A 24,793-nucleotide genomic window follows, 5' to 3' on the forward strand; every position below is an offset into this window, starting at 1 on the left:
TTTAAAACCTCAAATGTTGCTGTTTAATGACAATCCAACGAATCGTGTCGGGCGCGGAACCTTTTTGTAAGTAATTTCTTACGTCGCTGGTGGTGACAAACCCTTTGAAAGCCAATGTTTACGGGCTATTTGCGTGGTGCCAAGCCAAATAGCGTTCTGCCACCACTCATCAGATAGCGGAATGCCAGCTGCGTTATAAAAATGTAAGAAAGTGTGATTTTAAGAATCGTTGTAAATGACCAAGCGGTCACGTTATAGCTAAATCAACTTAAAAATCCGCTTTCGACGGCGCTAAGGGGGTGTATGAGGACCGAAAAGAGCGCGCGATCGCTCTCACGGCTGATAGCAACGACGTAAGCCGTCATGTATCGAACATATCTACCGTTCGTCGGGTTCGACGGCACCTATGGCCACTGGCCAATGACCAATATGAGTCCTTTAAAACAACGGAGTAAGCACCATGATCAAGACCAAACTGACTGCCCTGACTCTTGCTGGCCTGATGGCTGTAGCTTCAGGTGCGGCCTTCGCCGAGTCGACCACCACCCCTGAAACCCCGATCAACAAGAATGCGACCAAACTGCCGGGCACCAATACCCAGCCGATGGACCGCACCTCGTCCGAGACTCCAGGCGTGCAGACTGAAAGCAAAGAAGCGGCAGCCGAGCGTTCGATGAAGCACGACAAGGCTACACACGGCACTCACGACAAGAGCACCGTCACTGAAAAGACCAAGACTCAATAATCAGGCGTCTTACGCGGGCAGGACCATGCCCTGCCCGCGGGTCTACCCTTCTCGCGTCACCGTTTCAATCAAGTACTGTTTCAATCAAAGTACTCACGGAGTTTGCATAATGATCAGGAGTAGATTGGGGGCGATAAGCCTCGCGGCATTTTTGGCCCTGTCGGGCACCAGTGCATTTGCAGGTTCGACCGGCCCGACCAACCCGGTCAGCGACAGCCCAAAAGTACCGGGCACCGGAGCGGAAAACAACGTCGATGGAACCAGCCCCGGCGCGCCAGGCACAAGCCCCGGCACCAAAGGCATGGACCCCTTGCCTGGAAAGAACGGCAGTGCGGATGACAAGCCTCATGATTCGAAACAGCCCCATGATGCGGATCATCAGGACAGTCAGGATGGGCACAAGGCCCCTTGAAGGTCTGACAGGTCGCTACTGACACAGACACTGTCGTCAGTCGCCCACTGCACGTAACACACCTCCACCGGCATGCCATGCTCGGCACAGAAGTCCAGCCAGCGCAGTTGGTTGTCCTGGAGGCGGTCACCCGGCCCCTTGACCTCGATCATTCGATAACGACGCTGTTCCGGAAAAAACTGGATCAGATCGGGCATCCCTGTACGGTTGGCTTTTATGTCCTGCAACAGCCGACGAAACCAGCGAAGCAAGTGTTCTGCCGGCAAACAGTAAAGCGCCTGTTCAAGAAGCTCAGGCGTCAGTGCACCCCAGAAAACAAACGGTGATTGCAGGCCGTATTTGCTTTCAAAATGCTCACGAATGGTCGCCAGGTATTCACCCGATTCAAGTTGCAGCAGACAGGCATCGAACAGCGTCGCCCTGCGCTGATAGAAGTCAGGGCTGTAGAGATCACTCGGCGCACTGTGAAACGGATGAAAGAATGCACCCGGCAACGGGGCGAAAATGGCTCGCCAGCACAGCAGCCCGAACAGTGAATTGATCAGCGCATTTTCGACATAATGCACCTCCCCACCCTGCTCTTCTTCAAGGTGCAGGCGTATCAGACGCTCGACACTCATCCCTGACACTGGCGTGACCTGTACGTCCAGCCGCGCAATGGCGCGCACCGTGCGCTTGCGCGCTGCCGTCAGGCCGAGCTTGCGTTGCAGGCGTGGCAATACGCGTGACAGGTGCTGGACCTCCGCATCACTTTCCGGTGCAAGACGGGCCTGTTCCGCCAGCGCCAGCGCCGCTGCGTACTCGGCGTTGCGCTCCAGTACGCGGATTTGCCTTGAGCGCGCGCCGGGGTAACCCGACTGACGATACACCGCCATCGCCAGAGGCCAGTCCTGCATGCGTTCGGCCTGTTGCCCGATACGAAACAGCAGTTTGCCGCGCCGCATGAACAACCACGGGTTGCCGCACTCGATGGCAATGACACGCTCGGCCAGCGCATGCAGTTCCAGGCAGGTTTCCAGCGCTTCCCGGCAGGCATGCAATTGCAGGCACACATCGATGTCGGCACGCTGGTTAATGCCGCGCGACTCCAGCGAAAACTCGACTTTCTCGTAGCGGTAGATACCCAGGTCAGCCAGCACGAATTCTGACCATTCCTGGTACAGATTGCCGAAGTACAGCAAGCGCAGGCGATCGCACAGCGGCATGATCTTCAGGCCGAATACGGCGTCGGGCAAGGTCGGGTGCCATTGTTCGAGGGACTGCGGCGACGGGTACATCGGCTGCAAGCGCTCGAACCATTCCTGCTTGCGCTCAGGGCCCTTGACCGCATGGTCTTTGAAGCACTGGCTCAACTCATCCCGACGCAGCAGCTGGAACAGCTCGCTCAGGCCCAGCGGCGGAGCGCTGTCGACCCACTCCCGCGCCAGCAGCGGCAATACCGCGTCATGAGGGTCGCCAATCTCGACATAACCGAGTTTGCTGGCCCGAAACAACACGCCTTTGCGCATTACCATGCGCACCAGCAAACCCTGGGAGGGCACCGGCAGCTCGGCAAACTCGCTGATGAAGCGGCGCTCGCTCGTATCGAGCAGGTCATCATAGCGCCGGGCAATCCAGTCAAGGACCTGACGGAAGTTTTCCAGGTAATAAAACGGATTGTCGAGGGGCGAAGTATTCAAGGCCAGCGTTCACATGACAAATGAGCAGACCGACCAAGGATACTGGTTATCCGTACAGATTCCAGCGTAAACGCCTGCTGATTGTGTTTCGGCCGATCAATGGCATGTATCGCCGGCACGCGGTCAGCCTTAGAATCGGCGGGATAATATCTGCAGCCGAGAGACGAATATGCACGCGCCACTGGTTTATCTCGCAGGCTTCGACGTGTTCAGGACCGACGCCGTGGAACATGGACGCTATCTCAAGGCATTGTGCGCGGCACACGGGCTTGAGGGTTTGTACCCGTTCGACAATGAGGTCACACACGGACGGACAGCACATGAGACCGCGCAGCAGATTTACTCGATGAATGTCGCGATGATCCACCGCTGCTCTGCCATGCTGGTCAACCTTAACGTTTTCCGCGGCCTGGAGCCGGATTCGGGCACGGCATTCGAAGTCGGTATGGCGGTCGCACTGAACAAGCCGGTGTGGGCGTACTTTGAACCGGTGGCGTCGTTGCGCGACCTGGTTCCCCACGATGAAAACGGTCTCGACGCCAACGGTTTTATGGTTGAAGACTTCGACTTGCCGCGCAACCTGATGCTCGCCTGCAGCTGGGCGGGTACCAGTTCGACCGTGGAGCTGGGTGCAGAGGCGCTGGCAAAGTACCTGAGCGGCTTTCAGGCCCTGCCGGCGAACGGCTGAGCGCAGGCTGTCACCCCCAACCGAGAAAGTCCCCGCCGTTGTCGCGCAGCATCTGCAACATGCCTTCTGCCGCAGGTGACAGGTAACCGCCCTTGCGCAGTGTCACGCCGATGGTGCGTTTGAGGGTGGTTTGCTCCAGCGGCACCTCGCGCAGGTGCTGCATGGTCTTGCCGAATTCCAGCGACTCGCGGGCAATGAAGCTCAACAGGTTGCTGCGGGAAATAAGCCCCGGCAACAGCGAGATTGAGTTCGCTTCGATCTGCACCGTGGGCAGTGGCAGGCCGTGAGCGGCGAAAGTCGCGTCGAGCCATTTGCGCGATGAAACACTCACCGGCGGCAGTACCCAGCGATACGCGCACAGGTCACTCATTTTCAACGACGGTTTGAAGATCGGATGATTCTTGCTGGCCACCACCACGGCTTCGTCCCTGAGTATGGCAAAGCTGGTGACGTCTTCACTGTCGGGCGCCAGCGCGCAGATGATCATGTCCAGCTGCCCCGAGCGCAACGATTCACGCAGCAGGTCATCCTGGCCTATCACCAGCTTCAAGGTGACGTCCGGGGTACGTTGCAACAAGGCCGAAGTCAGTTTCGGCATCAAATATTCCGCCATGGTCGCGGCGCAGCCGACACGAATGTTACCCACCATGCCACTGGCGAAATCCCGGATTTCGCGCTGGGTCTGGGCGATGCTTTGCTGCAACTCCTTGCCACGCGCCTGCAACAGCTCGCCTACGGGGGTCAGCTTGATGCGTCGGCCGTCACGTTGAAACAGTCGCGTGCCGAATGATTCCTCGAGGCGCTGAATGCTTTTGGTCAGCGCTGGCTGACTGCGATTGAGCTTCTCCGCAGCGCGTCCGAGGTGCCCCAGCTCGGCAATGGTTTCGAAATAGGTGAGATCGCGCAAGTCCATATCTATCAACCAAAGTTATCAATTCATGATTATTAGAAAATAGACTTGATGGGTTGCGAAGTCGATACTGTGTGTATGTGATTTACCCCAATCAAGGAGAACGTCCTTGTCAAACGCTTCACGCTTTTCGCTTTCCTCCCTTTCCCCGCTGGCTCAATGGGCGGGTCTAATCCTGATGGCCGGCATTGCCGGTCAACTGCTCAAACTGTTCGATATGCCTGCTGCGATGTTTCTCGGGCCCATGCTGGTCGCCATCGGCTTTGGCGTATCAGGTGCCAGCATTCGCATGCCCAAGCGGGCCTTTCAACTCGGTCAGGGCACGGTTGGCGTGCTAATCGCGCATGCCATGTCAGTCAGCGTGCTGCTCACCGCCCTTCATTCATGGCATGTCATGCTTCTGGCGACCATCCTCACGGTCGTGCTGAGCGCGGCGGTTGGGCTGGTGCTGGTGCGCTTTGCCGGTATCCCGAGCAACACCGCAGCCTGGGGCACGTCACCGGGCGCGGCTTCGGCAATGGTCGCGATGTCCGAGGACTACGGTGCCGATTCGCGCATCGTCGCCACCATGCAATATGTGCGCGTCGTCTGCGTGGTCACTATCGGCGCGCTGGTCAGCCATTTTATCGGCGCCCCGGATTCCGCTGCGGCCCTGCACACCAGTGCAGCGGTACTGCCCAGCCTGAACCTTGTCGACCTTGCGCTGAGCCTGGCAGTGATTGCCGCAGGCGTGACTCTCGGCTCGCGCCTCCCGGCAGGTGCCCTGCTGGTGCCACTGATGCTGGGCGGCGCGCTGCAACTGAGTGGCGTGATGCAGATCACCGTTCCGGCCTGGTTGCTGCCCATCGCTTACGGTGCCATAGGCTGCTACGTCGGCCTGCGTTTCGACCGGCCGACGGTGCAGTACGTCTGGAGACGGCTGCCGATGATGATTCTGGCCTCATTGCTGTTGATCGTACTCTGCGCCGTGTCGGCCTGGCTGATTGCCGTGATGCTGGGCAAGGATTATCTCTCTGTGTACCTGGCGACCAGCCCGGGCGGCCTGGACACCATGGCCATTATTGCCATCGATACACATGCCGACGTCGGTTTCGTACTGGCGATGCAGACCTTGCGCCTGTTCGGCGTGATCCTGACCGGTAGCTTCCTGGCCCGGCAGATCATCCGCCTGACCGACAAACGCATCCCTGCGCTTTGACTTCAGATTTCAGGCTTGAGCCGACAGCCCAGGCTTGACCCAGTGGTTTATTCCAGTCCCGCCAGAGCGCTGGCCAGGCTTGGCGCCAGCGGCAACACCGGCAATAACGTGGCCTGATAGGCGTGATAAAGGTCCGGCTTGCCGGGCCATATGTCTGCGCTGGGCTCGTTGCGCTCGTTCAGCTCATGGCGCCAGCTGCCATGTTCATGATCGATGAACAGGGTCTCGTTGAACTCCCAGAAACAGCGATACCAGTCTTCATACTGCTGCTCGCCGGTACGTTGCAGCAATGCGGCAGCAGCAGCGGCCGCCTCGCAGTGAGTCCAGTGCAGGCGATGACGGACCACCGGCTGGTTCTGCCAGTCGAGGGTGTAGACAATACCCGGTGCTCCATCGACATCCCAACCGTACTGGCAGGCATTGGCAAACAGTTGGCGGGCGTCGTCCAGCAACCATTCGGGGTTGGCGCGTCCGGCCTGACGGCGCGCAGCCTCCAGATGCAACACCAGCCGCGCCCACTCGAAGGCATGCCCCGGCGTAGTGCCGAAGGGCCGGAAACCGTCAGCCGGGTTTTCCCGGTTGTAATCGGGCAGCGGCTGCCAGTCCTGGGTGAAATGCTCGATGACCTGAAAGTTGTTGGCACCAGCATGCTCGTGGATAACCCGCTCGACAATGCTCAGCGCCCGGTCTAGCCACTGCGCGTCACCCGTTACATCAGCCAGTGCAAGGAAGGCTTCGGTGCTGTGCATGTTGCTGTTGGCGCCGCGATACGACTCTTCATGGCTCCAGTCCCGCGCGAACGACTCACGCATGGCACCTTCCTGCTCGCTCCAGAAATGCGTCTGGATGACCTGAATGGCGTCGGACAGCAGTGCCTGCGCGCCAGGTCGTCCCGCCACCACGGCAGAACTGGCCGCCAGTGCGACGAACGCATGCAGATAAGCCTGTTTTTCGGTCTTGCCGCCGTCTTCGAGCGCGGCACTGAACCAGCCGCCGTGTTCGGCATCGTGCAACGGTCCGCGCAGTGCGGCGATACCGTGATCGACCAGCGCAGCACAGCCAGGGATGCCCTGCGCATGCGCCATGGCAAAACAGTGGGTCATGCGCGCCGTGTTCATGGTTCCTGCGGTGGCACCGACCATCAGCCGACCGTAGTCATCAAGACTGCCAAAGCCGTTGTCCAGCCTCGAAGCCTTGGCGAAGGTCAACAAACGATTGCCTTCCAGTGCCAGCCACTGGTGATGGGCTGGCGAGCGCAGCCAACTGCTGAAGGTTTGATTATTGTTATTCATGAAGCGATGCCGCCCCCTTCGATAAGGTTGTGCCCAGACTGTACCGGAGGTCATTTCGACCGAGGGCATAATGCGCGTCCGGTCGATCGTCGGCAAGCGGACACAACCTGTATCAATGTAGGGTTTTACACCTTGAAGCGTGAGACCACTTGGCTCAGATCGGCCGCCAGACGCGACAATTCGTGGCTCGACGCACTGATCTGGTTGGCACCCTGAGTCGACTGCATGGACAGATCGCGAATGTTGACGATATTGCGATCGACCTCACGCGAGACTTGCGCCTGCTCTTCCGCCGCGCTGGCAATCACCAGATTGCGCTCGGAAATCTGATTGATCGACGAGGTGATTTCGCTCAAGGACTCGCCCGCGCCCTTGGCCAGCGCCAACGTCGAGTCGGCCCGATCGCGGCTGGTGTTCATCGAATCGAGTGCCTGCGCCGAACCGCTGCGCATGGCACTGACCATCGAATCGATTTCCAGGGTCGACTGCTGGGTGCGATGCGCCAACGCCCGGACTTCGTCCGCCACCACCGCGAAACCACGGCCCGACTCGCCTGCACGTGCCGCTTCGATGGCGGCGTTGAGTGCCAACAGGTTGGTCTGCTCGGCAATCGAGCGGATCACGTCCAGCACTTTACCGATGTCCTGCGACTGATTGGCAAGGTTTTGCACCAGCGTCGAAGTGGCCTGCACGTTGTCGGTCAGCGTCTGAATCGACTGCACCGTCTCGATCACCCGCGTCTGGCCCGCCAACGCCGAAGTACTGGACTGGTTGGAGGCGTCCGACGTGGACACGGCGTTACGCGCAACTTCTTCTACTGCCGAGGTCATTTCGTTGATCGCCGTGGCGGCCTGATCGATCTCAGCATTCTGCTGGTTCAAGCCGCGGTAGCTGTCTTCGGTGACCGAGTTGAGTTCAGTGGCGGCCGATGCCAATTGAGTGGCTGAGCTACCGATGTGGCGCATGGCTTCACGCAGATTGACCTGCATCATCGCCAGGGCACGCAACAGTCGGGTGACTTCGTCTTCACCATCGACTTCGATGCTATGGGTCAGGTCGCCGTTGGCAACCTGCTCGGCAGCGGTTACCGCACGCTGCAGCGGGCCGACGATGCTGCGGGTCAGCCAGAGCGCCAGGCCGATGGTGCACAGCGCAGCAATCACTACGAAGATAATGACGATATCGCGCGACTTGTCGTACTGGGCCTCGGCCGACTTGCCTTCCGCATCGACCTTGGTGACATAAAAGTCCGCCAGGTCACCGAGTTGCTTGCCGGAGCCGTCGACGATCTGCTTCATGTCGACCAGCAGCAGCTTGTTCAGCCCGACGCTGTCGCTCTGGCCAGCGAGTACAAAGGAGCGGTCCAGCGCACTGCGGTATTGGCCCATGGTCACCATGAACTGGTCGGTCAGCGACTTCTCTTCCGGAGTGTCGACAAAGGTCTTGAGGACAGCCAGCTTCTTGTCCAGATCGCCCAGGCGTACGTCCAGCTGGCCACGGTAGGTCGGAATGCTCGCAGGATCGGTGTCCAGCGCCATGCGCAAGGAAATGGTCCGAATGCGCAGCATGATTTCGCGGATATCGTTGACCACTCGCATGCTGGGCAGCCAGTTGGTCTCCACCGCCACTTCACTCTGGCGAATGGTCGACATCTGCGCCAGCGCAAACCACCCCAGCAAAGCCACCAACAGGGAAATGAGGGTAAAACCCAGACCGGCACGACGAGCGATAGTGAGTTTGCGTAAATTCATGACCAGGGCTCTTTATATTTTTTGGAGGGCAGTATCCGACGCGAAGTTGTCAGACAACCGACAGCGTATCGCCCTGGTCAGGCAATTCTTTAGGACGGCCTGCGATCATTTGCAGGGTTGCTTAAAGTAACGGCCAATAGCTGGGCCGGTGTTCGCTGATCACAGTGCTGTCATCAGCCGCCCGAAGCCATCTGCCAGAGCCGCGCCACATCGCGCGCGCGCTCGTGCAACAGGCGGCGGGTATCGCGGCAGGCCTGCTCGAGACTCATTGGTCCGCTGACCAGAGCAAAGGCTGCGCCGATGCCATGCGCGTACAGCTGCTCGTAGCCCTCCCCCAGGGTTCCCGCCAGCACAATCACCGGCACTTGCCGACGCTGGGCGACTCGCGCAACGCCAAGCGGGGTCTTGCCACGCAGGGTTTGCGCGTCGAAACGACCTTCGCCGGTAATGACCAGATCGGCACCGATCAACGCCTGCTCCAGCCCGGTCAGGTCGGCCACCACTTCCACGCCGGCACGAAACGAGGCCTTCAGGTAGGCCTTGGCGGCAAAGCCCATGCCCCCGGCCGCACCGCTGCCAGGACTGTTGCGCAAGTCCTCGCCGAGGACCTGAGCCGTTTGGTCGGCAAAACAGCCGAGCGCGGCGTCCAGCGCCATGACCTGCTCGGGCGATGCGCCTTTTTGCGGGCCGAAGATAGAGGAAGCGCCATTCGGTCCGCAGAGTGGATTATCGACGTCGGCGGCGATTTCGACGCACACGTCAGACAAGCGTGGATCAAAACCGCTCAGATCGATACGCGCCAGCTCGGCAAGCGCGAGCCCACCGGACGCCAGCGGCTGATCGTCGGCATCCAGAAAGCGCGCCCCCAAGGCTGTAAGCATGCCGCTGCCGCCATCGTTGGTTGCGCTGCCGCCGATGGCCAGAATCACCCGACGCGCTCCTGCATCCAGTGCCGCCGAGATCAATTGGCCGGTGCCTTCCGTGCTGGTCACACAGGCGTCGCGTTGTGCGAGGGTCAGCAGTTGCAAGCCACTGGCCATGGCCATTTCGATGATTGCGGTCCCGCTCTCCGCCAGCCAGCCCCAATGGGCAGTGACCGGGGCGCCCAGCGGGCCGCTGACGCTGGCGCTCATCAGCTCGCCATTGCAGGCAGCCAGCAGCGCCTCGATGGTGCCCTCCCCGCCGTCTGCCATCGGGCATTTGATCAGCTCGGCATGCGGCCAGACTTCTGCCACACCACTGGCAATCGCGTCGGCAACTGCCTGGGCGCTGAGGCTGTCTTTGAACGAGTCGGGGGCGATGACTATTTTCATTGTTGTTCTCCAGATCCGGTACTCGAATGCTCTCATTCAAAACCGTGCTTTCCGCCTGTCGATCGCACAATGATCCGTCGCCATTCTCGGGCGTTTGAACAAAACCCGGCTTCAGGTCTGGCGAGTGATCATCTGCGCCCCCAGGTACAGCCGCAGCAGGTCGTCGGTCTTGTAGGGATCGCAGCCCGTCAACTCGCCAATCTTCTCCAGCCGGTAGCGCAGGCTGTTGCGATGGATACCCAGCGCTTCGGCGCAGGCCTGACTTTCGCCGCTGTACTCGAACCATTTGCACAAGGTGTCGAGCAGTTGAGTATGCGTGTGCAGACGCTCCAACGGCTCGGCGACGTGTTCCGCCAGCCAGTCGTGCCGGTAGCGCCAGAACAGCACCGGCAACCGATACGCTTCAAGACGCAGCAGACGCTGCGCCGGCCTTGCCTGGCTGGCGTAGTCGAGCAGATCCCGCGCTGCGGCGCAGGCTTGGCGCAGGGTGGGCAGGTCTGCCGATTGCGCCACGGTGGCCATACGCTGCACTGGCCAGTGGTGTTCATCGAACTGCTTGAGCAGCAGCGCATCGTCACGCTCCTTGCCCGTCGCGCGGCACCAGTACAGCAAGGTGGGCTCACGCAGCACGCACCAGCTGTCGGCGTAGCGCGTGCCAAGCCATTTGGCAGCCTGGCTGGCAGCCAGCCCCTCCTCGGCAAACTGCAGCAGCACCACCTGACGCGCCATGTGCGGCTGCAAACCCAGCTGGCGCGCTTCATCCACCAGGCTGTCGGGACACTCCGGCAACAGCAGGCGAGCGAGCAGGTCTTCGCTGCGCTGCGCCCGCCATTGAAGATCAGCCTGCTGACGACGCTGTTCCATGAGCATCTCGGCAGTCATCTTCACCAATTCGCCATACACCCGCACTTCGTCCGGCTCGCCAGTGATGCCGAGCACGCCCACCAGTTGATGGTCGAGCATCAGCGGCAGGTTGACGCCGGGCTTGACACCCCCGAGTTGCGACGCCGCCAGGGAATCGATTTCCACCACCTGCCGGTTGGCCAGCACTCGCTGCGCGCCTTCATGACGGGTACACAATCGCTCGGCATCACCGCTGCCGATGATGATGCCCAGGTAGTCCATGACATTGACGTTGTACGGCAGGATGGCCATGGCCCGGTCGACGATGTCCTGAGCCAGCGCTCGATCAAGGGCGAACATGAACGACTCCGGACGCGTGGCGAGGCTTGCAATGGTTGGGCATATGGATACATTTTGTTGAAGTTATAGAACGCCCGAGTGTGCCTGAAAGTAGGCACGGGCGCGACGTACATGGCAGAGTGCCCGCGTCGACCTTTTGAACCCTCGAATATGTGTGCACAGGCCCCCTTTTGATCAAATTCCGACTCGCCAGCCTGCTGTCGCTGCTGACCCTGCAAGCCTGCACGTCAATGGCAGAAAGCGAAGAGCCAAAGCAACGCTTTGAAGACTACCGTCAGCAGACCCTCGAGCTGATCCGCAACCAGCGTAACTTCCAGACCGCCGACCACCAGGCCGAACTGGGCTGGAACGCGCCGCGCCAGTGGACCCCGAGCGGGACACCCAAGGGCGGCGTGCTGCTGGTGCACGGTCTGGGAGATTCGGCGTGGTCGTTTCATGACGTGGCACAGACGCTCGCCGCTCAGGGCTATCTGGTCCGAACCGTGCTGTTGCCGGGGCATGGCACCAAGCCCGAAGACATGCTCGACGTGCGCCTCGAACAGTGGCAGCAAGTGGTGCGCGAACAGGCGCAGTTGCTCGGTCGCGAAGTGCCGAAGGTTTATCTGGGCGGTTTTTCGACCGGCGCCAATCTGGTCTTCGATTACGCCTATGGTCATGACGAAATCGCCGGCCTGCTCTTGTTCTCGCCAGCATTTCGCTCCAACAGCGGCTATGCCTGGCTGACCCCGTGGATCGGCTGGGCACGACCCTGGCTTGCCGCGCCGAACGAAGGCCTGCGCCCAATGCAGACGCCGGTTCGCTACATGAACATGCCCACCAATGGTTTTGCCCAGTTCTATCGCAGCAGCGCGCTGGCCCAGGACCGTTTGCATCAGCGTCGCTATGACAAGCCGGTGTTCATCGCCATCGCCGAGCACGACTCGGTACTCGACACTGATTACGTGCTGGATAATTTCAGCCAGCGCTTCAGTAATCCCGCCAGTCGGCTGATCTGGTACGGCGACCTGCCCGCCCGGGCTGCCAATACGCCGCGCGTCGAGGTGCGCAAGGACTATCTGCCGGAATACCGCATCAGCCGCTTCTCACACATGGGCCTGCTTTTTTCAGCGGACAATCCGCTTTACGGCCTATCGGGCAGCCAACGTATCTGCTGGAACGGCCAGAGCACGGCAGACACCGCCAAGTGCATGGCGGGCGAGCCGGTGTGGTATTCGGACTGGGGCTATACCGAGCCGGGCAAGATCCATGCGCGGCTGACCTTTAACCCGTATTTCGAGTGGCAGACCCACGTGATGCTCGGCGTGCTGAACGCAACGCCGTAGTACGCAACCGCCGCCCTTGTATTGTTGATACCGGGGGCCACGCCTATTTAGGAGCGAACTTGTTCGCGAAGGCGTTGTGTTGAACGCCAAATCTTCTGCGGCTGTACGGGCCCTTTCGCGAACAAGTTCGCTCCTACATTTTGCCGTACGCTCAAGCATGGGGGCTTTTGTAGGAGCGAACTTGTTCGCGAAGGCGTTGTTTTGAGCGCTAAATCTTCTGCGACGGTACGGGCCCTTTCGCGAACAAGTTCGCTACATTTCTGCCATACGCTTGAGCATGGGGTGCTTTTGTAGGAGCGAACTTGTTCGCGAAGGCGTTGTTTTGAAAGCTAAATCTTCTGCGACGGTACGGGCCCTTTCGCGAACAAGTTCGCTACATTTCTGCCATACGCTTGAGCATGGGGTGCTTTTGTAGGAGCGAACTTGTTCGCGAAGGCGTTGTTTTGAGCGCCGAATCTTCTGCGGCTGTACGGGCCCTTTCGCGAACAAGTTCGCTCCTACATTTTGCCGTACGCTCAAGCATAGAGTGCTTTTGTAGGAGCGAACTTGTTCGCGAAGGCGTTGTGTTGAACGCCAAATCTTCTGCGGCTGTAAGGGTACTTTCGCGAACAAGTTCGCTCCTACATTTTTGCCGCACGCTCAAGCATGGAGGGCTTCTGTGGGAGCGAACTTGTTCGCGAAGGCGTTGTGTTGAACGCCAAATCTTCTGCGGCTGTAAGGGTACTTTCGCGAACAAGTTCGCTCCTACATTTTTGCCGCACGCTCAAGCATGGAGGGCTTCTGTGGGAGCGAACTTGTTCGCGAAGGCGTTGTTTTGAGCGCTAAATCTTCTGCGACGGTACGGGCCCTTTCGCGAACAAGTTCGCTACATTTCTGCCATACGCTTGAGCATGGGGTGCTTTTGTAGGAGCGAACTTGTTCGCGAAGGCGTTGTTTTGAAAGCTAAATCTTCTGCGACGGTACGGGCCCTTTCGCGAACAAGTTCGCTACATTTCTGCCATACGCTTGAGCATGGGGTGCTTTTGTAGGAGCGAACTTGTTCGCGAAGGCGTTGTTTTGAGCGCCGAATCTTCTGCGGCTGTACGGGCCCTTTCGCGAACAAGTTCGCTCCTACATTTTGCCGTACGCTCAAGCATAGAGTGCTTTTGTAGGAGCGAACTTGTTCGCGAAGGCGTTGTGTTGAACGCCAAATCTTCTGCGGCTGTAAGGGTACTTTCGCGAACAAGTTCGCTCCTACATTTTTGCCGCACGCTCAAGCATGGAGGGCTTCTGTGGGAGCGAACTTGTTCGCGAAGGCGTTGTGTTGAACGCCAAATCTTCTGCGGCTGTAAGGGTACTTTCGCGAACAAGTTCGCTCCTACATTTTTGCCGCACGCTCAAGCATGGAGGGCTTCTGTGGGAGCGAACTTGTTCGCGAAGGCGTTGTGTTGAACGCTAAATCTTTTGCGGCTGTACGGCCCCTTTCGCGAACACGTTCGCTCCCGCATTTTGCCGTACGCTCAAGCATAGAGTGCTTTTTGTAGGAGCGAACTTGTTCGCGAAGGCGGTGTTTTGAACGCCAAATTTTCTGCGGCTGTAAGGGCCCTTTCGCGAACACGTTCGCTCCTGCATTTCAGCCATACGCTTGAGCATGGGGTGCTTTTGTAGGAGCGAACTTGTTCGCGAAGGCGTTGTGTTGAACGCCAAATCTTCTGCGGCTGTAAGGGTACTTTCGCGAACACGTTAGCTCCTACATTTTTGCCGTACGCTTGAGCATGAGGGGCTATTGTGGGAGCAAACACGTTCGCGCCTACTCCAGCGGGACCAGCCGCTCTCGGCTGTTGCTCAGGTGCGTCCACATCGCCGCGCGCGCGGCATCCGGGTCTTTGCGGCGAATGGCGCTGAGCAGTGCTTCGTGTTCGAGGTTGGCCAGATAGCCCTGATGCGCGAGGTTGTTGCCTGCCCGCTCGCTCGATGCAATGCGGCTGCGCGGAATGACCGCACTGCCCAGGTGTTGCATGATCTCCAGAAAATACGGGTTGCCGGTGGCTTCGGCGATCAACATGTGAAAGCGTTTGTCAGCCTCGACACAGCTGTCGTCGTTGGCCAGGAGGTCCTGATAATCATCCAGCGCCTGACGCATAGCCGCCAGTTGCTCATCGGTACGGCGCACAGCCGCCAGCGCCACGGCCTGGGTTTCTAGGCCGATACGCAGTTCGATGATATCGCGCACTCTGGAAACGGTCTCGACCTTGAGCCGCAGCCCCGTCTGGTCACTGCGCTCGAGCACGAATGTGCCGATGCCGTGATGGGTCACCACCAGCCCGGACGCCTGCAACTTGGAAATCGCTTCACGCACCACGGTGCGGCTGACGCCATGCTCGCGAACGATCTGGTTCTCGGACGGCAGCTTCTGTCCGGGTGCGATCTTGCCGAGCAGAATTCGCTGGCTCAGTTCGGTGACCAGATCAGTAGCCAGGCTGTGCTGACGGCGTTTGGGCGCTGTGCTGGCAGGCTCTTGCATAATGAATGAATCCTGACTTGTCTGTTTAAGCTGCCGTATCACGGCGGTGGCAGCGAGAATACTGGGCTGGGAGAGGCCAGAAGCCGGGTTTAACAGCCCTGCGCAGTTGTCTTACTTGTATTACAAGCATTCCCCGCCTGTCAAAGCGCCTGTTTCCGCGCATCTTGCCTTCCGTCAGCCGTTGCGCTCAACGGCACCCACCAAGCCCAGCTAATGCACACAAGCAAAACCCCTGTATTTATTGGTCTAAACTTCAATTCAACACGGTCATATATGCCGGGCACACCTGCACAACGGCGAGTGCCTCCGGTTTAATAATCTCGCAGATCATCACTGCCAAGGGATTGCACAACGGCTTTTTACTTGTATGATGACCGACAATGCGAAGGACACACTTCGCACATACCCGCATAAAAACAACGAGTGGGAGATTCAACTGTGAGCACATCCAATTCCAGGATGGCCGACGGCACAGGTTCGGTTCTGAATTCAGCCGTATCCAAGGTCAAACGTCACGTCCTGCCGCTTTTCGTCATCATGTTCATCGTCAACTACATCGACCGGGTCAACATCGGCTTCGTGCGTTCGCACATGGAGCATGACCTGGGTATCGGCGCTGCAGCCTATGGCCTGGGTGCCGGACTGTTCTTCATCGGCTACGCCCTCTTCGAAGTCCCTTCCAACATCCTGCTGCAGAAAGTCGGCGCGCGTATCTGGCTGACGCGAATCATGCTCACTTGGGGTATCGTCGCCGCCTGCATGGCCTTCATCCAGACCGAAACCCACTTCTACATCCTGCGCTTTCTGCTCGGCGTGGCCGAGGCCGGTTTCTTTCCAGGTGTGATCTACTACTTCACCCGCTGGCTGCCTGGCGTCGAGCGTGGCAAGGCGATTGCCATCTTTCTCAGCGGCTCGGCCATCGCCTCGCTGATCTCGGGCCCGTTGTCCGGCCTGCTGCTGCAAATCACCGGTTTCGGCCTGAAAGGCTGGCAGTGGATGTACTTCATCGAAGGCATGTTCTCGGTCGGTCTGTGCTTCTTCGTCTGGTTCTGGCTGGACTCCAAACCGCACGATGCCAAGTGGCTGACCCGCGAAGAACAGGATGCGCTGGTCAACGCCATCGATGCCGAACAGGCTGCCCGTGAAGCGGCGACGCCGGTCAAGGCCTCCATCGGCAAGCTGCTCAAGGACGGTCAGATCATTCTGTTCTGCCTGATCTACTTCTTCATCCAGCTGACGATTTACGCAGCGACGTTCTGGCTGCCGAGCATTATCCGCAAAATGGGCAGTCTGACTGACTTCGAAGTCGGCATGTTCAACTCGATTCCGTGGCTGCTGTCGATCATCGGCATGTACGTGTTCGCCACGCTGTCCGCCAAGTGGAAACGTCAGCAGGCCTGGGTAGCAATTGCGCTACTGATTGCCGCTGCCGGGATGTTCATGTCGACCACCGGCAGCCCGATCTTCGCCTTCGTTGCCATCTGCTTTGCAGCGCTGGGTTTCAAATCGGCTTCTTCGTTGTTCTGGCCGATCCCACAGGCCTATCTGGACGCACGGATCGCCGCTGCGGTCATCGCGCTGATCAATTCGGTGGGCAACCTCGGCGGCTTCGTGGCACCGACCACCTTCGGCCTGCTGGAAGAACACACCGGCTCGATCCAGGGCGGACTGTATGGCCTGACCGCCACTTCGATCATCGCCGCGATCATTGTTTTCGCCGCGCGCAATAACCCCAAGCCTGGCGCGACGCCGGTCGCCGCCATTCAGACGCCGGCAACCCACTGATGCACGTGCGCAGCCGCTTTTTCATCGGTCATATTTTCAAGGCCTTACGTTTAAAGGACCCGTCATGAACATTCAGCAATCCAATATCACCAGCAAGGCCCCCGTCATTACCGAGATGCAGGTTGTGCCCGTAGCAGGCCATGACGACATGCTGCTCAACCTGAGCGGCGCACATGGCCCCTACTTCACCCGCAACGTGATCATTCTCAAGGACAACGCAGGGCATGTCGGTGTGGGCGAAGTGCCTGGCGGCGAGCTGATTCGCCAGACGCTGGAAGACGCGCGATCGCTGGTCGTCGGCAGCAGCATTGGCACTTACCAGAAGATTCTCAACGAGGCACGCAAGGCGTTTGCCGATCGGGACTCCGGTGGCCGTGGCTTGCAGACGTTCGACTTGCGCATTGCCATTCATGCGGTCACCGCGCTGGAAGCGGCGCTCCTCGACCTGCTCGGCCAGCATCTGGAAGTACCGGTTGCGGCGCTGCTGGGCGAAGGTCAGCAGCGCGATCAGGTCGAAATGCTCGGTTACCTGTTTTATGTTGGCGACCAGCGCAAGACCGATCTGGCCTACCGCAGCGAACCGGAGGCCGACAACGACTGGTTCCGTATCCGCCATGAAGAAGCACTGACTCCAGAGGCTGTGGTGCGCCTGGCCGAAGCCGCGCATCAGCGTTACGGCTTTCAGGACTTCAAGCTCAAGGGCGGCGTGTTGAGCGGCGACCAGGAAATCGAAGCAGTGACGGCGCTCGCCGAACGCTTCCCCGACGCGCGCATTACGCTGGACCCCAATGGAGCCTGGTCGCTCAAGGAAGCGATCCGCCTGTGCCGCGATCAGCATCATGTGCTGGCCTACGCCGAAGATCCGTGCGGCGCAGAAAACGGTTATTCCGGTCGCGAAGTGATGGCCGAATTCCGCCGCGCTACCGGACTCAAGACAGCCACCAACATGATCGCCACCGACTGGCGGGAAATGGGTCACGCCATACAGTTGCAGTCAGTGGACATTCCACTGGCCGACCCGCACTTCTGGACCATGCAGGGCTCGGTACGGGTGGCGCAGATGTGCAACGAGTGGGGCCTGACCTGGGGCTCGCACTCTAACAACCATTTTGATATTTCCCTGGCGATGTTCACCCACGTGGCCGCTGCAGCGCCGGGCACTATCACCGCGATCGATACACACTGGATCTGGCAGGACGGTCAGCGTCTGACCAAGGCGCCGCTGCAAATCATCGGTGGCAAGGTCGAGGTTCCGAAGAAACCGGGGCTCGGTGTCGAGCTGGACATGGACCAGTTGGCCAAGGCTCACGAACTCTATAAAGGCATGGGCCTGGGCGCGCGTAACGACGCCGTGGCCATGCAGTTTCTGATCCCGGACTGGAAATTCAACAACAAGCAGCCTTGTCTGGTGCGTTGAATCGGTCTGACATTCGCCGTTGACTCGCCGCCTGTTCAACCTCTGGCTGGCACACGGCGCGCAACCCCCTTGCGCGCCGTTTTTTTTAATCGAATTTGGCTTGCCGAAGCGGCATGCTACTGTCTGGTAATGTCCAGTAACGATTAGACCGCATGCGCCATCTCGCCCGCACCCGCCCTCGCCTCACCCTTGCCGCTCTGGTCGGCCTGACCGCAGGCATCGCCTGGTCCTGGCTCATCCCTCACTCGACACTGACCCAGAGCCTGCTGACTGGCTGGGACACAGGGGTTTGGCTTTATCTGATCATGATTTTCATCCGCACGCTGCGCAGCGACGCTGACGATGTGCGGCGGGTCGCGATGAGAGAAGACGAAAACGCGGGGGTCATTCTGGTGACGGTCTGCGTTGCGGCGCTGGCCAGCCTGGCCGCGATCATTTTTGAAATCGCCAACAGTAAAGGCCTTTCCAACGACGCCAAGATGCTTCACCACGCCTTCACCGGCCTGACGGTCATAGGATCGTGGCTGATGATCGGCGTGATCTTCAGCCTGCATTACGCACGCATGTTCTACACCTGGAAAGGCAAAGAGCCCGCACTGGCATTTGTGGGCGGTGAAAAGAACCCCGATTACTGGGACTTTCTGTACTTTTCGTTCACCCTCAGCGTCGCAGTGCAAACCTCCGATGTGGGCGTAGCGACGCGTGAAATGCGCAAGGTCGTGCTCGGCCAGTCGTTGATCTGCTTTGTGTTCAACACCGCCATTCTGGGTTTTTCGATCAACATCGCCGCCAGCCTGTTCAATTAGCGTTTGCCTTGAAAAACAATCCCGTCAAGAGGCCTTAAGACAATGACCCCATTGAAAATAGCGGTACTTGATGACTGGCAAAACGTCGCCAGCACTGTAGTGGACTGGTCCGTGCTTGATTCAGTGGGCAAGGTCAGTTTTCTGCATGACTACCCTGCCGATACATCGACCATGGCGCGGCGCCTGCGAGACTTCGACATCATTTGCGTGATGCGCGAGCGAACCCTGTTCGATGCGACAGTGCTCAGCCAGCTGCCGGCGCTGAAACTGCTGGTCACCGGCGGCATGCGCAATGCGGCGATTGATACCGCTGCGGCCAAGCGTCAGGGCATTGTCGTGTGTGGAACAGAAAGCTATAAGCATGCGGCACCGGAGCTGACCTGGGCGCTGATCATGGGCATCACCCGCAACCTGGTGGCCGAGGCCAACTCGTTGCGTGCCGGCAACTGGCAGGCAGGACTGGGCAGCGACCTGCATGGCAAAACCCTGGGCATTCTCGGCCTGGGCAGTATCGGTAAGTGGATCGCCCGCTACGGGCAGGCATTCGGCATGAAGGTCATTGCCTGGAGCCAGAACCTGACGCCAGAGGCTGCTGCCGAGTCCGGCGTCACCTATGTCAGCAAACAGCAACTGTTCGAACAGGCCGATGTGCTGTCGGTACACCTGGTGCTCAGCGATCGCAGCCGCGACCTGGTGGACGCAGAAGCACTGAGCTGGATGAAGCCCGGCGCTTATCTGATCAACTCGTCACGCGGCCCGATCATCGATCAGGCCGCGCTGATCGAAACACTGCAGCAGCGCAGAATCGCCGGCGCAGCGCTGGACGTCTTCGACATCGAACCGCTGCCGGCCGACCACCCGTTCCGTACCCTGGACAACGTGCTGGCGACCCCGCACATCGGGTACGTCACCGAGAACAACTACCGGACTTTCTACGGGCAGATGATCGAAGACATCCAGGCGTGGCATGCGGGGTCGCCCATTCGGGTGTTTGGCTGACGAGCCCTGCAACATCAGGTTGTAACCTATGGATGCCACGCTGCTCCTGGGCGTTGCGTATCAGCCGATTTAAAGCCTGATCACGGGCCGCGATGTCGGCCCTCGCTTCCAGGCCAGTAAACGACCAGCGCTTCGGACAGAAAAAAGCCATAACCGAATTAACCGGCCAGACTTTTGCTGCACGGAAAATGAGTTCTATACGAACCTGCTCGTCCAGTAGACAATGTGCGGGATACAGTTGCACCCTGAGCCCGAGCATCAATAAACAACAGAAACATGGAAACAGTCGCACAATCGTTCAATCAAGTTTCCGACGTGTTTATATGGACACTTTCATTTTAGAAGTTATCGCCTGCCTCGAGCTTCATTCTGCTGCTTCACCAGGCGCAGTCACTTTTCGCATAGACCACAGAGACATCCGATGAATATCCGCTCAGTCGGGCCACATGACAGCCTCATGGCAGCTAACGAAAAACCTGTCATGGCAGACAGGACCCCACAGCCGGCGAGCGCTGGCACGACGGCTGCAACTTCGGATACGCAGACGAAACTTGATACCTACACCCCCTCCGACAGGCGCTCCGCTGAAGCAGCGGAAACGTCGCCGGTCTATACCAAGGCCATGCTTAATGACGCGGCCCCTGTCAAAGACAACACGACCTCTGCCGAGCCAGATACAAAAATCAAAGACAAAGACAAGGTTTCCGCTTCAGACCCCGTCAAAACCCCCGAGCCCGTCTTGCGCGGGGGGGCCAACGTCAATCCTGATGATATCGCCACACCTGCCGCTGCCACGAAGATGATTCAGGACCTGAAAGCGATTGGAGGCGGAACCTTGCGCTTTCAGATGACGCACGATCAGATCAAGGACAGCAGGCAGTTGGATAAGCTCAGAGCATTGCTCAGTGAAGGGGGCAAACAGGGTGTAAAAGTTCAGTTCACGTTCCGCGACGATGCGAACCAGGGTAGCGGAAACGTGCTGACGGGGGACAAATTGAAGGAGGCCGCGGCCGACATCAGTACCATTGTCAAAAGGTTTGGCAGTCGTACAGGCTTTGTACTGGATACCTTCCATCAGGGCGGTAAAAGCGCAAGTCAGGAATGGGCTGACATGCAGACCACATTAATTAAATCCGCGCGCGATGCCGGTTATAGAGGAAGTATTGTTGTCGAGGACAGCAATTGGGGGGGTGGCCTGACCGCAGGTCCGCAAAGCGGCCTGGTCAAGTTTGCCGTTCAATTAAAGGCTGCCAATGGCGACGACAACCCAGCCCTGATTGGAAGCTTTCATGTGTATGCCAGAGAAAGCGAAGCCTCTTCGCGACTCGCCAGCCAGATCAAGGCATTGAAAGAGGCTGGCTATAAATTCCAGATTGGCGAAGTGGGTAATGCCAACCTGACAGCAAACAATACCTTCCAGCAAAAGGACGCCGCCACAAACGCCTTGCGGGATAATATGAGCGCTCTCAAAGCAGCCGGAGCGGATATTTTGCCCGGCAAGGAACAGTTCCAAGGGGGCAAACTTCGCCATCGTGCCGGTTTTTCAACGGCCGATCAGTACTGATGATGCACGGCCGCGTGTGCGCAAGGGCCGGTGCCCATGACACACGCTGCTGAACCTGCCCTTGAAAGGGTCAGGCTTTCTCCATCAGAACGCGATACCGGCACACGGCATCACAACGTATAGGCAATCCCCACCTGCACCGTCCGCGGAGCCCCCGGATAGGCATAGACATTGCCGAAAGAGCCTTCCTCATAGTCTGTGTCGAACACATTCTTAAGGTCCAGATTGAGCTTCACGTGCGGGTTGACCTTGTAATAGGCCAGCAGGTCAAACACCGTATAGCTGTCCATCGAGAAAGAGGTGTTGGCTGTCCGCCCGGCGCGCTGGTCGACATAGCGACCGCCGCCGCCCAGGCCCAGACCACGCAGGGCGCCGTCCTGAAACTCGTAGACGTTGAGCAGGCTGAACGTTTGCTCGGGAATGTTCATCAACCGTGTACCGGAGCGTAGCGTGTTGTCCTTGGTGACCTCGGCGTCCACGTAGGCGTAGCTGCCCATTACCCGCCATTGCGGAGTCAGGTTGCCGACCACGTTCAGGTCCAGGCCGCGACTGCGCACCTCGCCCGCCGCCACACTGAACGTTGAATCGAGCGGATCGGTGGTCAGCACGTTACGCTTTTCGATCTGATAGATCGCCGTGTCGACACTCAGCTGCCCGTCCAGCGCTTCCCACTTGGTTCCGACTTCATAGGACTTGCCCTCCTCCGGCTTGAACCCGCCACCCAGTCGGCTGGCACCGCTGTTGGGCTTGAACGAGCGAGCGGTGGTGGCGTAGACGGCAAGGTCGTCGGTCAGGTCGTAGCTCAGGCCGAGGCGCGGTGTGACCGCGTTATCGCTGGCAGTCCAGCTGCTGGTGCCGGGCAGGAAAGAATCGTAATCGTGTTCGAAACGCTCCAGACGCACACCGCCCAGCAGCTTCAGGCGCTCGGTCAGGGCCATCTGATCCTGCACGAAGGCAGCCCAGGTCTTGAGGTTCTCCTTGTCGTGGGTTGTCGTTCGGGTCAGTGCCGGACGAGCCTGGCCGTAGACCGGATTGAAGAGGTCGATCGGGTAGGCACTGACTGCACCGCTGGAGCGTTGAATGATCGACTTGTAGTCATAATCTTCGTACTCGACACCGGTCAGCAGCGTGTGCTCGAAACCGCCCGCCGAAAAATGCCCGGTCAGATTCAGCTGCACATCGCGATCGGTCCATTCCAGCTTGCGATAGTTGAAGTTGCGCCCGAGGGTGCGACCGTCCGTCGCCAGCCCGTTGGCCTCGATGGCATCGCCTTGCAGGGAACCATCAAGGATCTGCACGCCACCGCCCAGCGTCCAGTCCGGGTTGAGGTCATGCTCGAAGCGCAGCTGTGCCATGTTGTTATCGTTATGCAGCTTGCCCACACTCTTCTCGCCGAAGAACGTGTCGCGGGAAGCGGTGCCCGTCTGGTTGGCATAACGCGTCAAGCCACGATCCAGCGGCGCGTTATTGCGCATGAAGTCACCTTCGAAGGTGATGCGCGTGGCGTCGTTGACCTGCCAGCTCAATACCGGCGCCACACCATAGCGCTCGGTTTCGACGTGGTCACGGAACGTATCGCCGCCCTCACCCACGACATTCAGGCGATAGGCAAAACGGCCTTCATCATCCAGTGGCCCGGAGGCATCCAGCGTTCCACGCTTCATGCCCTGATCATTGAGCTGACTGCCCAAGGTAACGGAAGGCTCGGCCAACGGCTGTTTGGAAACTACATTGAAGGTGCCGCCCGGATCGCCGCGACCGTAGAGCGTGGTGGCCGGACCACGCAGCACCTCAAGGCGCTCGATGGTGTTGGCGTCCGGCATGTTCGGATAACCACGATTGATCGGGAAGCCGTTGCGATAGAACTCGCCAGTGGTGAAGCCGCGCACCGTGAATGTGGTCAGCCCCTGGCCGCCGAAGTTGTTGGCTCGCCCGACGCCACCCGCGTAGTCGAGAGCATCCTGCAAACGTGTGGAACCGATGTCCTCGACCGCTTCGCGGGTCACGACGCTGACCGATTGCGGGGTTTCGTGCAACGAGGTATCGGTACGCGTGGCGCTGGCGGACCGTGTGGCCCGATAACCATCGACCGGCCCTTGTGCCGTTTCGGCATTGGCGGCGCCCTGAATATCGATATTCTGCAACTCCATGGCAGGCTGGACGCCAGCCACCTGATCAGCCCAGGCCGCTTGAGAGATAGCCTGGATAACGCAAAGTGAAACGAGAGTACGACGCATCGACATGCAGCCCTTGGCAAGAAACCAGACCTCTTGGGACCTGGCAGGATTTTTTGCGAATAGTACAGATTCGTATTAACGCCTGATACAAATTCCCAAAAATACTCTTGCTCGGTCACGGTACGACGCTTAGCCAATGTGGCGATAAACAGGCAAACTGCGCTCATTGCTCCTTACCAGAGAACCCACGATGCCCCTTTCCCACAAGCCTGCCGATCCTCGATGCGCCTTGCTGGTGATCGACATGCAGTACGACTTCATGCCCGGCGGGCAACTGGCGGTGGCTGAAGGTGATGCGCTGCTGCCGTTGATCAATCGCCTGGGTGCGCGCTTTTCCCATGTGATCATCACTCAGGACTGGCACCCTGCCGGGCACATTTCCTTTGCTTCCAGCCATGCGCAGCGCCTGCCGTTCGAGAGCATTACCCTGCCCTACGGTCCGCAGACGCTGTGGCCGGATCATTGCGTACAAGGCAGTCACGGTGCGCAGTTGCATGCCGACCTCGACCTGCCGCACGCGCAACTGGTCCTGCGCAAGGGCTGCAATGCGCACATCGACAGTTACTCGGCATTTCTGGAGGCAGACCGCACGACCCGCACAGGGCTGGCCGGGTATCTGACAGAGCGCGGCATCGACACGCTGTTCGTGGTCGGTCTGGCGCTGGACTTCTGTGTCGCCTGGTCGGCGCAGGATGCACGCAGTGCGGGTTTCAACACTTTTGTGGTCGAAGACGCCTGTCGCGCCATCGACATGAACGGCTCGCTGGAGCACGCCTGGAGGACCATGCTGGGCATGGGTATCGAACGCGTGCAGAGCGCCGATCTGCTGGGCTAGACCGACACATTCTGCCAACTGGCTCAAACATTTCTCGATACGCCCCGCCGCTGGCGAACGACAGCACGCGGCGCCTGTCTGAACCATCGGCCCGACATTGCCCCGGTCGGTCCATTTCATCACTGGCGCTGAGG

At 59.2% G+C, this 24,793-nt stretch carries 19 protein-coding genes; 11 read left to right on the forward strand and 8 right to left on the reverse strand.

The window, feature by feature from the left end:
- Positions 1–460: 460 nt before the first annotated feature.
- Positions 461–745 carry a hypothetical protein gene (locus tag JOE39_RS09305; protein WP_003315458.1) on the forward strand — a complete coding sequence of 95 codons (285 nt, stop codon included), beginning with the start codon at positions 461–463 and terminating at the stop codon, positions 743–745.
- Positions 746–854: 109 nt separating this feature from the next.
- Complete coding sequence (locus tag JOE39_RS09310; protein WP_210077444.1) at positions 855–1,157, forward strand: hypothetical protein; 303 nt, start codon at positions 855–857, stop codon at positions 1,155–1,157.
- Here the strand turns inward: JOE39_RS09310 and JOE39_RS09315 are convergent.
- Positions 1,133–2,836: a VRR-NUC domain-containing protein gene (locus tag JOE39_RS09315; protein WP_210077443.1), complete on the reverse strand. Its 1,704-nt coding sequence runs from the start codon at positions 2,834–2,836 to the stop codon at positions 1,133–1,135. The genes JOE39_RS09310 and JOE39_RS09315 overlap by 25 nt on opposite strands.
- Positions 2,837–3,005: 169 nt before the next feature.
- On the opposite strand from JOE39_RS09315, the gene JOE39_RS09320 reads away from it, so the two are divergent.
- A complete protein-coding gene (locus JOE39_RS09320) occupies positions 3,006–3,524 on the forward strand; it encodes a nucleoside 2-deoxyribosyltransferase (RefSeq protein WP_004417342.1) in 519 nt (172 codons plus the stop codon).
- 10 nt (positions 3,525–3,534) lie between these two features.
- On the opposite strand, the gene JOE39_RS09325 is transcribed toward JOE39_RS09320, so the two are convergent.
- Positions 3,535–4,437, reverse strand: a complete 903-nt coding sequence (locus tag JOE39_RS09325) for a LysR family transcriptional regulator (protein WP_122336342.1) — start codon at positions 4,435–4,437, stop codon at positions 3,535–3,537.
- A gap of 106 nt (positions 4,438–4,543) precedes the next feature.
- Between JOE39_RS09325 and JOE39_RS09330 the strand changes: the two genes are divergently transcribed.
- Positions 4,544–5,632 (forward strand): AbrB family transcriptional regulator, encoded by a 1,089-nt coding sequence (locus tag JOE39_RS09330; RefSeq protein ID WP_004417340.1) that lies wholly within the window; start codon positions 4,544–4,546, stop codon positions 5,630–5,632.
- Between the two features lie 47 nt (positions 5,633–5,679).
- On the opposite strand, the gene JOE39_RS09335 is transcribed toward JOE39_RS09330, so the two are convergent.
- The 4 genes from JOE39_RS09335 to JOE39_RS09350 form a co-directional block, all read right to left on the reverse strand.
- Positions 5,680–6,924 (reverse strand): AGE family epimerase/isomerase, encoded by a 1,245-nt coding sequence (locus tag JOE39_RS09335; protein ID WP_003396454.1) that lies wholly within the window; start codon positions 6,922–6,924, stop codon positions 5,680–5,682.
- A 125-nt stretch (positions 6,925–7,049) separates the two neighbouring features.
- Positions 7,050–8,675, reverse strand: coding sequence for a methyl-accepting chemotaxis protein (locus JOE39_RS09340; RefSeq protein ID WP_122336343.1), 1,626 nt, complete (start codon positions 8,673–8,675; stop codon positions 7,050–7,052).
- Positions 8,676–8,848: 173 nt separating this feature from the next.
- Positions 8,849–9,988 carry a glycerate kinase gene (locus tag JOE39_RS09345; RefSeq protein WP_065088005.1) on the reverse strand — a complete coding sequence of 380 codons (1,140 nt, stop codon included), beginning with the start codon at positions 9,986–9,988 and terminating at the stop codon, positions 8,849–8,851.
- A gap of 111 nt (positions 9,989–10,099) precedes the next feature.
- On the reverse strand, positions 10,100–11,191 hold the full coding sequence (locus JOE39_RS09350) for a sugar diacid recognition domain-containing protein (protein WP_024663455.1): 1,092 nt from the start codon (positions 11,189–11,191) through the stop codon (positions 10,100–10,102).
- A gap of 230 nt (positions 11,192–11,421) precedes the next feature.
- On the opposite strand from JOE39_RS09350, the gene JOE39_RS09355 reads away from it, so the two are divergent.
- Positions 11,422–12,513, forward strand: coding sequence for an alpha/beta fold hydrolase (locus JOE39_RS09355; RefSeq protein ID WP_183132964.1), 1,092 nt, complete (start codon positions 11,422–11,424; stop codon positions 12,511–12,513).
- A gap of 1,789 nt (positions 12,514–14,302) precedes the next feature.
- On the opposite strand, the gene JOE39_RS09360 is transcribed toward JOE39_RS09355, so the two are convergent.
- Positions 14,303–15,016, reverse strand: a complete 714-nt coding sequence (locus JOE39_RS09360; protein WP_003411521.1) for a FadR/GntR family transcriptional regulator — start codon at positions 15,014–15,016, stop codon at positions 14,303–14,305.
- A 459-nt stretch (positions 15,017–15,475) separates the two neighbouring features.
- Here JOE39_RS09360 and JOE39_RS09365 point away from each other — a divergent pair, with 459 nt between their 5' ends.
- The 5 genes from JOE39_RS09365 to JOE39_RS09385 all read left to right on the forward strand — a co-directional run bounded on the left by JOE39_RS09365 (position 15,476) and on the right by JOE39_RS09385 (position 21,587).
- A complete protein-coding gene (locus tag JOE39_RS09365; RefSeq protein WP_003396445.1) occupies positions 15,476–16,801 on the forward strand; it encodes an MFS transporter in 1,326 nt (441 codons plus the stop codon).
- A 64-nt stretch (positions 16,802–16,865) separates the two neighbouring features.
- A complete protein-coding gene (gene gudD / locus JOE39_RS09370; RefSeq protein ID WP_024663409.1) occupies positions 16,866–18,218 on the forward strand; it encodes a glucarate dehydratase in 1,353 nt (450 codons plus the stop codon).
- Positions 18,219–18,370: 152 nt separating this feature from the next.
- Positions 18,371–19,024, forward strand: coding sequence for a DUF1345 domain-containing protein (locus JOE39_RS09375; protein ID WP_003396441.1), 654 nt, complete (start codon positions 18,371–18,373; stop codon positions 19,022–19,024).
- Between the two features lie 42 nt (positions 19,025–19,066).
- A complete protein-coding gene (locus JOE39_RS09380; protein ID WP_210077442.1) occupies positions 19,067–20,023 on the forward strand; it encodes a D-2-hydroxyacid dehydrogenase family protein in 957 nt (318 codons plus the stop codon).
- A 421-nt stretch (positions 20,024–20,444) separates the two neighbouring features.
- On the forward strand, positions 20,445–21,587 hold the full coding sequence (locus tag JOE39_RS09385) for a cellulase family glycosylhydrolase (protein WP_046266434.1): 1,143 nt from the start codon (positions 20,445–20,447) through the stop codon (positions 21,585–21,587).
- A gap of 110 nt (positions 21,588–21,697) precedes the next feature.
- Here JOE39_RS09385 and JOE39_RS09390 read toward each other — a convergent pair whose 3' ends face one another.
- The gene (locus JOE39_RS09390) at positions 21,698–23,824 is read right to left on the reverse strand and encodes a TonB-dependent siderophore receptor (RefSeq protein ID WP_046266452.1); all 2,127 of its coding nucleotides are present in this window, start codon (positions 23,822–23,824) and stop codon (positions 21,698–21,700) included.
- Positions 23,825–24,014: 190 nt separating this feature from the next.
- Between JOE39_RS09390 and pncA the strand changes: the two genes are divergently transcribed.
- On the forward strand, positions 24,015–24,659 hold the full coding sequence (gene pncA / locus JOE39_RS09395; protein ID WP_003396433.1) for a bifunctional nicotinamidase/pyrazinamidase: 645 nt from the start codon (positions 24,015–24,017) through the stop codon (positions 24,657–24,659).
- Positions 24,660–24,793 lie beyond the last annotated feature (134 nt).

The organism is Pseudomonas sp. PvP100 (assembly GCF_017833055.1).
Taxonomy (GTDB): Bacteria; Pseudomonadota; Gammaproteobacteria; order Pseudomonadales; family Pseudomonadaceae; genus Aquipseudomonas; species Aquipseudomonas syringae.